Genomic DNA, 14,250 nt, shown 5'->3' with positions numbered 1-14,250 from the left:
CAAGCTCCTCTACATTTGGTAATTCTTCTCGATTCTATTCAACATGTATGAAATGATTCCTGTGATGACGAGGTACAGTACACCAACAAATATGAACGGAATAAGGGAAGCATATCTGTTAGCCGCAATTTGACCTGCTCGTAAAACCTCTCCTAAACCAAGGATATAAACAAGTGATGTATCTTTGACTAAAGCGAGAACTTCGTTTCCTACGCTTGGAAGAGTCGTTTTTAAAACTTGCGGAAAAATGACTTTAGCGTATCCTTTAAAATGATTGATTCCTAAAACTTTCAAAGCTTCAAATTGACCACTGGGGACACCGATCATTCCCCCTCTGAATATTTCCGCAAAATAGGCTGCATAATTTAATACAAAAGCAAAGACAGCAGATGGAAACCGGTCGAGTGTTATTCCAATATATGGTAAGCCAAAAAACACAAACATTAACTGAAGCAACAGTGGCGTCCCTCGCATAACATAAATATAAAGCGTGATGATTCCCTGTAAGAATTTAGGTCCGTATACTTTGAGCGCCGCTATACCTAAGCCTAGCGGAAGGGAAAGCACCAATACTAAACCAAACAACTTCAAGGTTAATTCTAAGCCTTCAATAATAGAAGGCAAGGCTGACCACAACATAAATCTCACTCCTACTATTTAATCTTACTTACTGAACCATGTTTGGTAAATATCATCATACGTCCCATTTTCCATAAGCCTTTCCAACGATGCGTTAACTTCTTCTCTCAACTCATCGTCTCCCTGCCTAAATCCAATAGCGTATTCTTCTTTCCCAAAATCATCCTCTAAAATTTTATAATTAGGTGACTGGTTTTGAGCCATATAAAAACGGCCTAAAGTTTCATCTACGACAATTGCCTCGCTGCGACCAGAAATCAGATCATTGAATACATCGTTATTTGATGGGAATTGAATAACTTCTCCGTTGTTAAACTGAGTAATAATATTTGACGGATCACTTTCAATAGCACTTACTGCACTAGAAGATTGCTGCGCTGCTATTTTTTTGTTTGCTAAATCTGATTTTGTCTCTATGTCATTTTCTTCTAAGGTAATAATCAACTGACTATTTTCTAAATAAGGTGTTCCAAAATCAACTTGTTCTGCGCGTTCATCTGTTATGGTGTAGCCGTTCCATATCATATCGATGTTTCCGGCATTTAATTCGGTTTCTTTCATTGCCCAATCGATTGGTTGAAATGTTATGGACCGGTCTAAATCTTCTGCTACGGCTTCAGCTAAATCTATGTCAAAACCAATTAGTTCACCGTCATCATCTCTGAATCCCATTGGAGCAAATGTATCATCCAATCCAATGACGTAGGTGTTATCTTCCACTCCGCTCTCTGCCTCATTTGTTTGACATCCAGTCAATACGATTCCTGATACGAGTAACCCCATTAATAGCCCTTTTGATTTATTCATTAGTTTTTCCTCCTATAAATTTCATCATTTTCATTCTTCCGTCTATTTTACGTAAGTCTGCAGTCCTTACATAAAAAAAAACGCCCTTTAATCCTCTGTAAAAGAGAATTAAAGGACGATTAAATATCGTGGTCCCACCTTTATTCGTAACAATATGTAAAATTGTCACCTCAACACGTTCAAAACTGCTAAACGCTGGCACGATAACGGGTGCATCCGATCAAGCTTACTAAAGTTTCAGCTTAAAGCTTAGAGATGTGTTTTCAAAGTAATCTTTTAGTTACTCTCACCTAACGTAACCTCTCTGTAAAAGATATTCTCTTACTTTTTCTCATCATAGCCCATTTATTATTTTTTTATCATAGCACAATTATTTTTTAAATCCAAATATTTTTTTCCAAATACTTACTTTTTCTTCTTTTATGGTCATTAAAGGTACGGTATCTCCCAATATTCTTCTCGCAATGTTTCTATATCCCTGCGAAGACGGATGATCCGGGTCTAAGACGACCGGATTCCCTTTATTAGATGAACGCACAACTTCATCATCTTCGAAGACAATACCTAAAAGCTTGATAGATAGATGACGTGTGATTTCTTCAATGTCCATTACGTCTCCTGCCTCCATCATACCTTTTCGGATACGATTGATAACTAATTGCGGCGACTGGATCGAAGTCTGTTCAATTAATCCGATAATTCTGTCTGCATCTCTGATAGCCGATATTTCTGGTGTAGTTACCAAGATCGCTTCGTCAGCTGCCGCTATGGAATTTTTAAATCCTTGTTCGATCCCGGCAGGACAATCGATTAAGATATAATCAAAATCGCTTCTCAGTTCATCCATTAATTCGATCATCTGATTCTCGTTTATGGCATTTTTATCTGCATGTTGCGCGGCTGGAAGCAAGAATAGCTGATCGTTAAATCTTTTATCTTTTATGAGTGCTTGATGTAATTTTGCTCTTCCTTCTACTATGTCGATAATATCATAGATGATTCGATTTTCCAGACCGAGAATAACGTCTAAATTTCTTAATCCTATATCCATATCTACTAAACAAACTTTTTTACCTTGAAGGGCTAAAGCTGTCCCAATATTTGCGGTGGATGTCGTTTTTCCTACTCCACCCTTACCTGATGTAATAACTATAGCTTTACCCATTATAAATACCTCCTGCATGTTTACCCATTTCCGGACGAATGGCTTTTAAATTTTCTAGGGGCGAGACTTCAATGATATGTAAATCATTAACATATACAAATTCAACTGTATCAGAGTTTTCATCGTTAGTCTGATCTTTTTTTTCAATGACGTGAACGTTATCTCCAATGCGCACTTGAGCATTGTAACGGAAATTAGCTACCACAACTGCACTTTCTTTTCCATTAATGCCTGCATGAGCTATTCCTTTTAACTCACCGATAATAAAAATGCTCCCTGTGGCACGTACTGTCCCCCCGGGATGTACAACCCCAATCAGTAACATATCGCCCTCAGATTCAACAATCTGACCACTTCTAACTGTTCTGACTTCTAGTGACGGACTTGTCTGATTATGCCACTTCATAAATTTAGCCAGCGACATGACATCTGATTCAAATGTAGAGATTTTAAAGTAGTCATCTTCAATAATATCGATTATCTCATTTTTTTCATCATCAGTTAACTCCCGCTGCCCAGTTTTTACATGAAATTCAATTTCTCTTCCAGCATGAGAATCTTTTTTTAACTGTACTGTTAATGTTTTAAGATCTTTATACACGTCTTGCATAGAAGCTGAAGATTGTATAATAAGTTGATAACCTTCTTTTGTACCCTTTAATGATACAGCACTCTTCATTTTGTTCACCTCTAGTTTTTATCTAATTGATGTACTCTTTTTATTTTTACCCGTTTTATTTTCATCTGTATTAACTAATACTTTCATCCATTCTTTAAGCGGATAACCAATAATTAAAAATACCACTGTATTAAACAATAAAGTTCCTCGTAAACGATCAACTAAAAAAAATTGAAGTGTCAAATCAGACAATCCGATGCCTCTATATACCCCAAAAACGAACACTTCCATGACCGTTAAGATTACTATATTGACCAACAGTATAGCATAGAAATGAGGGTTGATGATTTGACGGATTTGAATGACCAGATAAGTGATTAAAACAAAAGCTGCAATGTACACACCTAAAACTCCGCTATAGTAACTATCGTATATAAATCCAAAAGTGAATGAAAGAATAAATAGTTGCTTTGGGTCCAAGTAAAAAGCCAACATGATTAGGGTGATAATAACTAATCGTGGGATCATCAAGCCTATAGAAGAATTTAATTGATCACGAAATAAATAGGTTATGCCCCCGTCGATCAGTAATGTAAAAAACAATAAGAAAATGGGGATAATAATTTTCTTCCAATTAGGCATTACTCTTCACCACTCTCAGCTGTACGGTGAATAATTGTAACAAAGCGAATATTATTAAAATCTGCTGATGGAGTCACGTACACTTGTTGAGCAAGACCGTGGGAATCCATGGATACTTCATTCACTTCGCCAATGACTAAACCTCTGGGAATCGATCCCCCCAATCCGGAAGTGGTCACTAATTCGCCTTCTTCAATATCCACAGTCGAAGTTATTTGAGACATTAATAAGCGATTAGTTTCATTATTAAAATTGCTTATTATTCCATACACTGTATCGTCTTCCATTACGACTTCTGAGGAAACTTGATTGGATGTTTGTTCAATATTTGTTAACAAAACAACTTTTGAACTCGTTGGATTTGTTTCGGAAATTCTACCTATCAATCCATTCCCAGACATCACTGGCATACCTATTTCTACGCCATCTTGACTTCCGCGGTCAACAACAATCTGGTCAACCCAATTGTCTGGATTTCTGGAGATAACGGTACCGGAGATAGTCCGATAATCTGTTAATGATTGTTTTAAATCAAGTTCTTCTTCTAATCGCTCATTCTCGTCTTTAAGCGTGTTTAACTCAGCTTGACGTTCATAGATACGATCTATTTCAATTTTTAATCTTTGATTTTCTTCATACGTATTTTGTAAATCATCAATTGAAGCAAACACATTGATGACGGCATTGGCAGGTTTTGAATACACCCTACCTAGTACTGCAGTTATATCATTGGTTGCTTGCTGAACAAAGGGTATATTCCCAGCGTTTCTCGTCGAAAATGAAATAAGTGAAACAAATAAAATGACACTAACAAGTAATACGATTAATTTTTTATTTGTGAAAAATTGGTTCAATTATGACACCTCATATAATTTAACTTTGCTTATTTTACCATAGATTATCGACTGTTCGTAGAGGCAGATAAAAATGAGTGGATTATACTAATAATGAGTTAGTGATAAGTGCTCATTCATTAAACTAGCGGGAAGAACGTCTTCCCGCTAGTTTGATATATTTACCTAGATTGTTTTCTGTAAATATCTAAGTGATTTAATGCTTCGCCGGTTCCTATTGCTACACAGTCCAAAGGATTGCTTGCAACAAAAACAGGGACGTCTGTTTCTTCAGCAATCACATCGCTAAGATGTTTTAACATTGCTCCCCCGCCCGTTAAGACGATACCTCGATCAATAACGTCGGCTGAAATTTCTGGGGATGTATCTTCCAATGTTCCTTTAACAGCAACGAGGATACCTTCTATAACTTCTTTGATAGCTTCAGCTACGTCAATCGCTGGAATTGAGATTGTTTTGGGTAATCCAGTTAACAAATCTCTTCCTCTGATGTCCATAGAACCCATATCTTTGGCTGCCTCAATAGAAGCACTACCTAATTCCATCTTCACTGCTTCAGCTGTTCTTTCTCCTATGAGTAAATTATATTTATTTCTGATGAAATGAATAATCGATTGATCCATTTGATCACCAGCCATTTTAATCGTACGACTGCTTACAATTCCTCCTAAAGATATTGTAGCAACATCAGTGGTTCCTCCACCAATATCGACCACCATACTACCAGTCGGTTCGTTAACAGGTAAGCCTGCCCCAATTGCGGCTGCAAATGGTTCCTCTATTAAATAAGCATCTCTTGCACCGGCCATTTTTGCCGCATCGATAATCGCTCTCTTTTCAACCTCAGTACCGCCACCAGGAACACATACGATTACTTCAGGTTTAGATCCGCGTTTTCCCACTGCCTTGGTGATAAAATATTCTATCATCGCAGCTGTCGTATCAAAATCAGCAATAACGCCATCTTTCATCGGACGTAACGCAACAATACTTCCAGGTGTACGACCAATCATTTTTTGAGCATCTTCACCAACTGATACAACTTCATTATTTGTTTTATCTTTTGCTACCACTGAAGGTTCGCCTAGAACAATACCCTTACCTTCAATATATACTTTTGTATTAGCGGTACCTAAATCAATACCGACCCCTTTTTTTCTGAACCAAAACACTAAAAAAATCCCCTTTCAAAACTCTAACATATCAATTATATTTTTAATTTAGCATTACAATATACTATTGTACCCTTTTCAAAGTGATTATGCACTAGCTAACTTAGACTTTATTCCAAATTTAATATTTGAAACGTGATGTTATCCTATTTTGACGCACTAAAAAACCGAGTAGGATATAAATCCTACTCGGTTAAAAAAATTATAATAGTTTAGTATTACGCTTTTTCTACGTTTGCTGCTTGAGGTCCGCGTGCGCCTTCTTCGATATCGAAAGTAACTGCTTGACCTTCTTCTAATGATTTGAATCCTTCTTCGTTAATAGCTGAGAAATGTACAAATACATCTTCTGCACCTTCGCGCTCGATAAATCCAAATCCTTTTTCTGCGTTAAACCATTTTACTGTACCATTTTCCATATTACTGTTTCCTCCTCGTGCCTTAAATGCACAAATTATTTCACATTATTGCTAAAGGTACGAATCGGAATGTTATTACACATTACTTTTTTCTTTCCCTAACAAAATGCTAAATTCATATTACCATGCAAAACACAATAATGCAAGTAAATACTGCTTATTCGTACAAATTAATTAACTGTTATTCTATATAATCACTCAAAGATCATTACAAGGCTCCATATTCTTTTAGACTGACATAGCGATCTTCTCCTATGATAAAGTGATCCAGAAGTTCAATGCCCACGATTTTCCCAGCTTCGCTCATTCTTTTCGTGAATGCTAGATCCGCTTCTGACGGTTCAGGATTTCCCGAGGGATGGTTGTGAGCAATAATAATTCTTGCAGAGGAATATTTGATAGCGGCTTTAAATATTTCTCTAGGGTGAGCGACACTCGAGTTTAAACCTCCTTTAAATATTGTCTCTTTTTTTATTATTTCGTTCTTAGTATTTAAAAACAATCCAACAACCAATTCTTGTTGGAGACCACTGAGTTCTTCCAATAATAATTTCCCCACAAATTGACTTGAAGTAATGGCGCCCTCTTTTAGGACAGTTGATTTCGCCATTCGTTTACCCAGTTCGATCGAAGCAAGTAATTCAACCGCTTTGGCTTTCCCTATTCCTGGAATAGCTAGTAATTCTTCAAGTGATGCATTTTTAAACATATATAGATCATCAAAGCATGAGAAAACTTGCATGCTCAGCTGTAACACGTTGTAATCTTTGGTCCCTGTCCTTAATAAAATCGCGAGTAATTCATGATTAGCTAAGGCGGAAGGTCCATATTCTGCCATTCTCTCTCTAGGCCGTGACTGTTCTGGAACATCGATAAATTTTTGATTAAGCATAAATTTTCCTCCTAAATAAAAAGAAGAGAAGATTTTAATCTTCTCCTCTATAGATACTATCCATTAAATTATTTTCTCACTTTTTATTTTCATTAGAACTTCTTCCAAATTCTCACAAATGTCTAATGTTTTAGTTATTGCCTCTGCGGTCGGGCGAATCAAGTCGGGGACCATGATGACTTTGTATCCAGCTGAACAGGCCGCTCTTATACCATTTAAAGAGTCTTCCAGAACTAATATTTCTGACTTTTCATCCCCAACTAATTGAGCTGCTTTTTGGAATATTTCAGGATGTGGTTTAGATTTAGCCACCTCATCCCCTCCTATAAAATCATCAAAATAGGTGTGTAAATTGGTCAGTTGTAATAATCTGTCCACTATTTCCCTTTCTGAACTTGAGGCTACAACCGTTTTGTACCCTTCCTCTTTCAAATAGGTAAGCAACTCTATCAGTCCTATTTTTAACTGAGGTAGCTCAGTAAATAAAAGATCTTCCACATTTATTTTATTATCGATAATAAACTGATCTACTTTTTTTTCTGGAAACTGCTTATACATCGCTTCAAAAAAATCAGATTCGCTCACGCCGATAAATTTCTCATAAAAAGAATAATCGAAAGGTATATTTAAAGCATCTGCGGTTTTTTGATTAGCCTTATAGTGAATAGGTTCGGTATCAAACATCAAGCCATCCATATCAAATATTACAACAGAGTTCATATTTACCCCTCTTTTACTTGTTTTAATTTTACGATTTGGTTCGTTATTGCATCATATTTTTCTTTGTAGTCTTTCCCTTTTTCTTTTTCAGCATTCACAATCTTATCGGGCGCATTCTGAACAAATTTTTCATTTGCCAGTTTTTGCTCTACTCTATCCATTTCTTTTTGCCACTTCATTTTTTCCTGTTCTAGACGCTCTATTTCTTCTTCAATATCAACTAAACCAGCCAGAGGAAGATAGACCTCTGCTCCAGAAATGACTGCTGATTTTACTTCGCCTGGAACTTCAACTTCAGTATCAATGATCAACTCATTAGGATTACAGAATCGTTCGATAAATGACTGGTTTTCCAGTAAGAAAGCTTTTTCTTTCTCGCTTTTTGTTTTTATCAATATGTCGATCTTTTTAGATAGAGACCGATTAGCCTCCAACCTTATAGAACGAACAGAACGAATCAATTCGGTGAGCATCTCCATGTTGATAATTGCTTCATCATCTTCGAATTCACTTGAAGTTACAGGATATTCAGCCACTACAAGTGATTGGCCTTCATGAGGAATATGTTCCCATATTTCTTCTGTGACAAAAGGCATGATAGGATGAAGTAAGCGCAATGTTTGATCGAGTACGTGAAGCAAGACAGACTTCGTGGTGATTTTTTGTTCGTCTGTTCCTTGAATGAGCAGCTCTTTGCTCATTTCAATGTACCAGTCACAGTAGTCATCCCATATAAATGTGTATAGTCTTCTCCCAGCTTCACCAAATTCGAATTTTTCAAACAATTCAGTGACTTGCTTAATTGTTTCATTCAGTCGTGCTAAGATCCATTTGTCTGCAATGGATTTTTCTCCTGACATATCTCTATCAGCGTATGAGAAATCCTCTAAATTCATAATAACGTAACGGCTGGCATTCCATATTTTGTTGATGAAATTCCAGGAAGCATCCATTTTTTCATAGCTGAAACGGACATCCTGCCCAGGAGCCGAACCATTAGATAAGAACCATCTTAAAGCGTCCGCACCATATTGATCGATCACTTCCATTGGATCGATACCATTGCCCAATGATTTACTCATTTTTCTGCCTTGTTCATCACGAATAAGACCATGGATCAATACATTTTTAAATGGCGCTTTCCCGGTGAATTCTAAACTTTGGAAAATCATGCGACTGACCCAGAAGAATATAATGTCATATCCAGTTACCAAAGTACTTGTCGGGAAATATTTTTTGAAGTCCTCTTCATCTTCATTAGGCCAGCCCATAGTTGAGAAAGGCCAGAGAGCTGAGCTGAACCATGTGTCAAGCACATCGTTGTCCTGCTCCCAGTTTTCACTGTCTTTAGGAGCTGATTTTCCTACATATATTTCCCCAGTTTCTTTATGGTACCAAGCGGGGATACGGTGCCCCCACCAAAGTTGTCTGGAAATCACCCAATCATGAACATTTTCCATCCAGTTTTTAAACGTTTTTTCGAATCGTTCAGGTACAAACTCCACTTTATCCTCAGTTAACTGGTTTTCTAGTGCACGTTCAGCTAGGGGCTGCATTTTAACAAACCATTGTGTTGATAATCTCGGTTCGACGATAACGCCAGTGCGTTCTGAATGCCCGACACTGTGAGTCATCTCTTCAACTTTTATAAGATAGCCTTGATCTTTTAAATCTTGAACTAAAGCTTTTCTAGCTTCAAATCGATCCATACCTTCGTATTTTCCAGCTAGTTCATTCATCGAGCCATCAGTATTCATGACATTCACTTGCTCTAAATCATGACGTTTACCAATTGCAAAATCATTGGGATCATGTGCCGGAGTAATTTTAACCACACCCGTACCGAACTCTGCATCTACATAATCATCCGCAATAACCGTTAATTCACGGTTTAGGATAGGTAATAAAACTTTTTTACCGATTAAATGCTGGTATCTTTCATCATCAGGATGGACGGCAACTGCTGTATCTCCAAGCATTGTCTCTGGACGAGTTGTGGCAATTTCTACCGTATCCTCACTACCAATGATTGGATATTGGATATGGTAAAATGCGCCGTTCACATCTTTGTGATCCACTTCGATATCAGAGAGCGCAGTTTGAGCTTTAGGATCCCAATTAATAATATATTCGCCACGATAAATCAGACCTTTATTATACAGATCAACAAACACTTTATTTACCGCATCATTGAGTCCTTCATCTAGAGTAAATCGTTCTCTAGAATAGTCAACCGAGATCCCTACTTTTGACCATTGGGTCCTTATGTTACCAGCGTATTCCTCTTTCCATTCCCAAACTTTTTCTATGAATTTCTCTCTACCTAAGTCATATTTCGAGATAGATTCCTGCGCTAGTTTTTCTTCAACCTTAGCTTGGGTAGCGATTCCTGCATGATCCATGCCAGGTAACCATAATGTGTCATGGCCCTGCATTCTTTTTTGACGAATGATGATGTCTTGTAATGTCGTATCCCAAGCATGACCTAAATGCAATTTCCCCGTAACATTAGGTGGTGGAATAACTACAGAATAGGGTTCAATTCCTGTTCCATTTGGTTTAAATAAATTCTCTTTCACCCACTTCTCGTATCTTCCTTCTTCTACTTTTAAAGGCTCATATTTTTTTGACATATCTTTTGCTTTTTCCATTTGATTTCACTCCTTTTTTTCATAAAAAAAGCACTCATCCTAAAACTATAGGACGAATGCTCGCGGTACCACCTAAATTATCACTACATAAATAAATAATGATCTCTTAATAACAGAAATAACGGCCTGTTAGACCGGGTATAGCTACTTTTCTTCACTATATCAGCTTTCATGCTACTTCTTAATCAGACTAATCAGGGATTTCCAGCAGACACCCATTCTCTGAGATTATCATAATCAATACTACTCATGATTATTGCTTATTCTATTTAATTATTTAATTTTTTAATTGTTTAATTTAATTCTGCCTCTTCATGTCTTGCAGCGGATAAAGCTTCTTCAAAGTGTGGATCGCCTGACATTTCTTTTACAATTTCTCTGTGAACAATTTGTCCATGTCTGTTTAAAACAAATACAGCACGCGCTATTTTATCTAATCTTTCAATATATAAGCCGTATGTTTTTGCAAAAGTTCGTTCGCTATCGTGTAACAATACGGTTTCGACTTCTTTTGACTGACCCCATGCTGATTGTTGCTCAACGGTATTTGTTGAAACGGACAGAACGGTCGTATTACTTAATTTTTTTGCTTTTTCGTTAAAAGTGTCTGTTTGTCGTGCACATGTACTTGTTTCTATATCAGGAAAAGTACTCAAGATCACGACTTCTCCTTCAAAATCTGAAAGCTTTACATCCTCGTTCTTTAGATTCTTAAGGTTAAAGGAAGGAGCATATTCTCCCAATTCTGGAATTGGTCCGTTCGTTTGAAATTTTTCACCTTTTAATGTTACGTCCATAAATTCCCCTTCTTTCCTATATTATACATACAGTGTAACTGTTTCGAAAGAGAATATGCAAATAAAACATCATAACAATCCAGCAAATGTTTCTTCTGATTTCTTGTTTTCATCCGTTTCTGTGTTGATTTGTTCTATCCTTATCCCGTTCAAAGCATTGTTCATTAACGCTGGAACGTTCAACATGTTCTCAAAATCTTGAATTTTTTTCAATTTCGGTTTTGTCTTTGGAATGTTTGAAGCAAAAATAGTGCAACAATCTTCAAAAGGCTGAATAGCTAATTCAAATGTGTCAATTTGCTTAGCGATATCTATAATATCGTTCTTGTCCGTAGTAATTAAGGGACGTAGTATAGGTGTGTTTGTCACTGCATTGATCGCCAGCATACTTTCGAGCGTCTGTGAAGCCACCTGCCCGAGCGATTCACCATTGACAATAGCTAACCCATTACGTTTTCTTCTGATTTCATCGGTTAACCTGAACATCATTCTTCTTGTGATTGTCATAGAATATTCTTCTGGTATCACTTTTTTTATCTGCTCCTGAATTTCTGTAAAAGGGACCTCGATAAATGTGATCTCTCCAGCAAAACGAGCTAGCTTGGCTGTTAGGTCTTTTGCTTTTTTCAACGCTTGCGGGCTAGTATACGGAGGACTATGGAAGTGAACAGCTTCAATCTCCATCCCTCGTCTCAGAGCCAAATAACCGGCTACAGGAGAGTCTATGCCCCCTGACAGCATCAGCATACCCTTGCCAGACGAACCGACTGGCAGACCGCCTAAGCCGTGCAGCGTATCGACCGAAATATAGATTCCACGTTCTCTCACTTCAATCCTTACAGATACAGTAGGATCTTTCATTTGAACGTGGATATCATCGAAAGCTTCTTCTACTGCTGAACCGAGCATACGATTAATTTCATGGGTATCAAATTCAAACGAATGATCGGCTCGTCGCGTATTGATTTTGAAAGACATTCCTGCACTGTAATGTTTTCCCATCAATTCTATGACCGCATCCCTGGCTGCGTCGACAGATTTTTCAACTCTTATAACCGGTGAAAATGATTGAATGCCGAATACATCCTGCAACTTTTCAATGACTGACTCAGCATCTTCACCATTTAATTTGACATGCATACGGTCACGATTAAAGGTGATTCTCAAATCATCATAGCCTACCAATTTACTTCTTATATGTTTATTTAATTTCTTGATAAAGAACTTTTTGTTTTTACCTTTAGTGGATAATTCTCCATATCTGATCATTAATTCTGTGATTTCCAAATTATTGCCCCTTTATTCTATTAATTGTAATCGTAAATGTACCTCGTCGAATGCTCTCTTAAAGATATCTACCTCTTGTTCAGTATTATGATGACTCAAACTTATGCGCACAGCCGATTCTGCTTCGTTTTTTGTGTAACCCATCTCTGCGACAGAATGAAGCTTATCTTTTTTTTTACTTGAACAAGCACTGGTTGTTGATATATAAATATCTTTTCTTTCTAGAGCATGAACCACTACTTCTCCTCGAATATTCTTTATTCCAAAACAAATGATATGAGGAGCACTTTCTGTCGGTGTGAAGACGGTAACTTTTTCAAGTGCGGACAGATAATCTATAATCAGATTTTTTATATCAATTAATTTTTTTATATTTTCCGTCTTTTTTTCCATCAGTAATCTTACTGCTTTGGCTAGAGCAACACTTCCTGGTACGTTCTCAGTACCGCTTCTCAGGGTATCCTCTTGTCCACCTCCGCTCATCAAAGAAGCAATTTTCCTACCTGCTTTCACGTAAATAAACCCTGTCCCTTTAGGCGCATGAAACTTGTGACCTGAAAAAACGGCCATATCAATTCTTGAATTATTCAAATCCAAATCTATTTTACCAATAGCTTGCACTGCATCCACGTGGAAATGAATGGACGGATACTGTTCGAGTAGCTCTCCCACTTCTTTTAAAGGTTGTAGACTGCCTGTTTCACTATTCACTGCCATTAGAGAGACCAGAACCGTCTCTTTTTTGATGGCATTTTCCAGTTCATCAATATTTATTTTGCCTTCTTTATCAACCGGGAGGTAAGTAACGTCCCACCCTAACATTTCAAGTTGCTCCAAGCTTTTGATTACAGCAGGATGCTCCGTCGATGCCGTGATAACATGACGGCCACGATTCATTTTTTCAATAGCAGTGCCTTTTATAGCCAAGTTATCTCCTTCAGTACCGCCACTGGTGAAGTATATTTCACCTTCACTTACATTCATGATCTGAGCAATTTGCTTTCTGGACCGAGTTAAGAGCTGCTGAGATTGCTCACCTAACTGATGCAAGCTCGACGGATTAGCAAAATAGTTTTCGCTGACTGATTGATAAGTACTCAGTACCGTCGAATCTGTTTTAGTCGTAGCAGAATTATCAAAATAAATCATCTGGCACCTCTTCTTAATACTTGTTTTAATCAAACTTCATCTATTATTATAAATATCCCCAGGCCTCAAGTCATTAGTGGCATTTTCATTCTACTAGAATTCTCGAAAAAGACTCTTAGCCGATACCCATTCATCCGGTCTAAGAGTCTATACGTATAATTTATGCGTAGTTTTTTTCTTTATTGTAAATTGATTTAACCTCTTCAAATGCTCCTGTTTCTATTGATTCCAATTTTTCTCTAACCATTTTCAGTGATGTTTCATAGTCATATTCATCTAAAAATAAAGCTTCGCTGTACTTGATCGTTTCAATCACACCCGGATATTCCTCTTTATACCGGTATAAGCGTTGACTAGTTAATTCAGTGAGTAGCGCGCTATCCACTATTTTTTCTGTTTCATCCGCTAAATGCTCGATGTCCTCATCACACAACGTA

At 37.2% G+C, this 14,250-nt stretch carries 15 protein-coding genes and 2 other annotated features; all 15 genes read right to left on the bottom strand.

Annotated features, from left to right (window positions below; genetic code table 11):
• Positions 1 to 9 precede the first annotated feature (9 nt).
• Positions 10 to 639, bottom strand: coding sequence for an amino acid ABC transporter permease (locus R6U02_RS09395; RefSeq protein WP_410263354.1), 630 nt, complete (start codon positions 637 to 639; stop codon positions 10 to 12).
• A gap of 24 nt (positions 640 to 663) precedes the next feature.
• The gene (locus tag R6U02_RS09390; protein WP_410263353.1) at positions 664 to 1,446 is read right to left on the bottom strand and encodes an amino acid ABC transporter substrate-binding protein; all 783 of its coding nucleotides are present in this window, start codon (positions 1,444 to 1,446) and stop codon (positions 664 to 666) included.
• A gap of 108 nt (positions 1,447 to 1,554) precedes the next feature.
• Positions 1,555 to 1,793, bottom strand: a binding site (T-box leader).
• Between the two features lie 23 nt (positions 1,794 to 1,816).
• Positions 1,817 to 2,611, bottom strand: a complete 795-nt coding sequence (minD, locus tag R6U02_RS09385; RefSeq protein WP_410263352.1) for a septum site-determining protein MinD — start codon at positions 2,609 to 2,611, stop codon at positions 1,817 to 1,819.
• Positions 2,604 to 3,290, bottom strand: coding sequence for a septum site-determining protein MinC (locus tag R6U02_RS09380; protein WP_410263351.1), 687 nt, complete (start codon positions 3,288 to 3,290; stop codon positions 2,604 to 2,606). Before R6U02_RS09380 ends, minD begins: the two co-directional genes overlap by 8 nt.
• An 18-nt stretch (positions 3,291 to 3,308) precedes the next feature.
• Entirely contained in the window at positions 3,309 to 3,872 is a 564-nt protein-coding gene (gene mreD, locus R6U02_RS09375; RefSeq protein WP_410263350.1) for a rod shape-determining protein MreD, read from the bottom strand.
• Positions 3,872 to 4,726, bottom strand: coding sequence for a rod shape-determining protein MreC (gene mreC / locus R6U02_RS09370; RefSeq protein WP_410263349.1), 855 nt, complete (start codon positions 4,724 to 4,726; stop codon positions 3,872 to 3,874). Before mreC ends, mreD begins: the two co-directional genes overlap by 1 nt.
• Before the next feature lie 161 nt (positions 4,727 to 4,887).
• Positions 4,888 to 5,898, bottom strand: a complete 1,011-nt coding sequence (locus R6U02_RS09365) for a rod shape-determining protein (protein WP_410263348.1) — start codon at positions 5,896 to 5,898, stop codon at positions 4,888 to 4,890.
• Between the two features lie 218 nt (positions 5,899 to 6,116).
• Complete coding sequence (locus R6U02_RS09360; protein ID WP_410263347.1) at positions 6,117 to 6,317, bottom strand: cold-shock protein; 201 nt, start codon at positions 6,315 to 6,317, stop codon at positions 6,117 to 6,119.
• A gap of 208 nt (positions 6,318 to 6,525) precedes the next feature.
• Entirely contained in the window at positions 6,526 to 7,209 is a 684-nt protein-coding gene (radC, locus tag R6U02_RS09355) for a RadC family protein (RefSeq protein ID WP_410263346.1), read from the bottom strand.
• Positions 7,210 to 7,272: 63 nt separating this feature from the next.
• Positions 7,273 to 7,929 (bottom strand): HAD family hydrolase, encoded by a 657-nt coding sequence (locus tag R6U02_RS09350; protein WP_410263345.1) that lies wholly within the window; start codon positions 7,927 to 7,929, stop codon positions 7,273 to 7,275.
• A gap of 2 nt (positions 7,930 to 7,931) precedes the next feature.
• Entirely contained in the window at positions 7,932 to 10,580 is a 2,649-nt protein-coding gene (locus R6U02_RS09345; protein ID WP_410263344.1) for a valine--tRNA ligase, read from the bottom strand.
• A gap of 45 nt (positions 10,581 to 10,625) precedes the next feature.
• Positions 10,626 to 10,846, bottom strand: a binding site (T-box leader).
• A gap of 27 nt (positions 10,847 to 10,873) precedes the next feature.
• A complete protein-coding gene (locus R6U02_RS09340) occupies positions 10,874 to 11,377 on the bottom strand; it encodes a peroxiredoxin (protein WP_410263343.1) in 504 nt (167 codons plus the stop codon).
• A 69-nt stretch (positions 11,378 to 11,446) separates the two neighbouring features.
• Positions 11,447 to 12,664, bottom strand: a complete 1,218-nt coding sequence (thiI, locus tag R6U02_RS09335) for a tRNA uracil 4-sulfurtransferase ThiI (RefSeq protein WP_410263342.1) — start codon at positions 12,662 to 12,664, stop codon at positions 11,447 to 11,449.
• 12 nt (positions 12,665 to 12,676) lie between these two features.
• Positions 12,677 to 13,813, bottom strand: coding sequence for a cysteine desulfurase family protein (locus R6U02_RS09330; protein WP_410263341.1), 1,137 nt, complete (start codon positions 13,811 to 13,813; stop codon positions 12,677 to 12,679).
• Between the two features lie 160 nt (positions 13,814 to 13,973).
• A partial coding sequence (locus R6U02_RS09325; RefSeq protein ID WP_410263340.1) for a septation ring formation regulator EzrA occupies positions 13,974 to 14,250 on the bottom strand: 277 nt, incomplete at its 5' end.

It is taken from the genome of Alkalibacterium sp. (assembly GCF_046484155.1).
Lineage (GTDB): Bacteria > Bacillota > Bacilli > Lactobacillales > Carnobacteriaceae_A > Alkalibacterium.
The sequence above is the reverse complement of the archived record's forward strand: the minus strand, read 5'-3'. Positions and strand labels throughout refer to the sequence as shown.

Excerpts from the sequence above, each read along its gene's own strand:
- R6U02_RS09340 (WP_410263343.1), bottom strand. The coding sequence starts at position 11,377 with ATGGACGTAACATTAAAAGGTGAAAAATTTCAAACGAACGGACCAATT.
- R6U02_RS09390 (WP_410263353.1), bottom strand. The coding sequence starts at position 1,446 with ATGAATAAATCAAAAGGGCTATTAATGGGGTTACTCGTATCAGGAATC.
- mreD (WP_410263350.1), bottom strand. The coding sequence starts at position 3,872 with ATGCCTAATTGGAAGAAAATTATTATCCCCATTTTCTTATTGTTTTTT.
- R6U02_RS09345 (WP_410263344.1), bottom strand. The coding sequence starts at position 10,580 with ATGGAAAAAGCAAAAGATATGTCAAAAAAATATGAGCCTTTAAAAGTA.
- R6U02_RS09350 (WP_410263345.1), bottom strand. The coding sequence starts at position 7,929 with ATGAACTCTGTTGTAATATTTGATATGGATGGCTTGATGTTTGATACC.
- minD (WP_410263352.1), bottom strand. The coding sequence starts at position 2,611 with ATGGGTAAAGCTATAGTTATTACATCAGGTAAGGGTGGAGTAGGAAAA.
- R6U02_RS09380 (WP_410263351.1), bottom strand. The coding sequence starts at position 3,290 with ATGAAGAGTGCTGTATCATTAAAGGGTACAAAAGAAGGTTATCAACTT.
- radC (WP_410263346.1), bottom strand. The coding sequence starts at position 7,209 with ATGCTTAATCAAAAATTTATCGATGTTCCAGAACAGTCACGGCCTAGA.
- R6U02_RS09330 (WP_410263341.1), bottom strand. The coding sequence starts at position 13,813 with ATGATTTATTTTGATAATTCTGCTACGACTAAAACAGATTCGACGGTA.
- R6U02_RS09395 (WP_410263354.1), bottom strand. The coding sequence starts at position 639 with ATGTTGTGGTCAGCCTTGCCTTCTATTATTGAAGGCTTAGAATTAACC.
- R6U02_RS09360 (WP_410263347.1), bottom strand. The coding sequence starts at position 6,317 with ATGGAAAATGGTACAGTAAAATGGTTTAACGCAGAAAAAGGATTTGGA.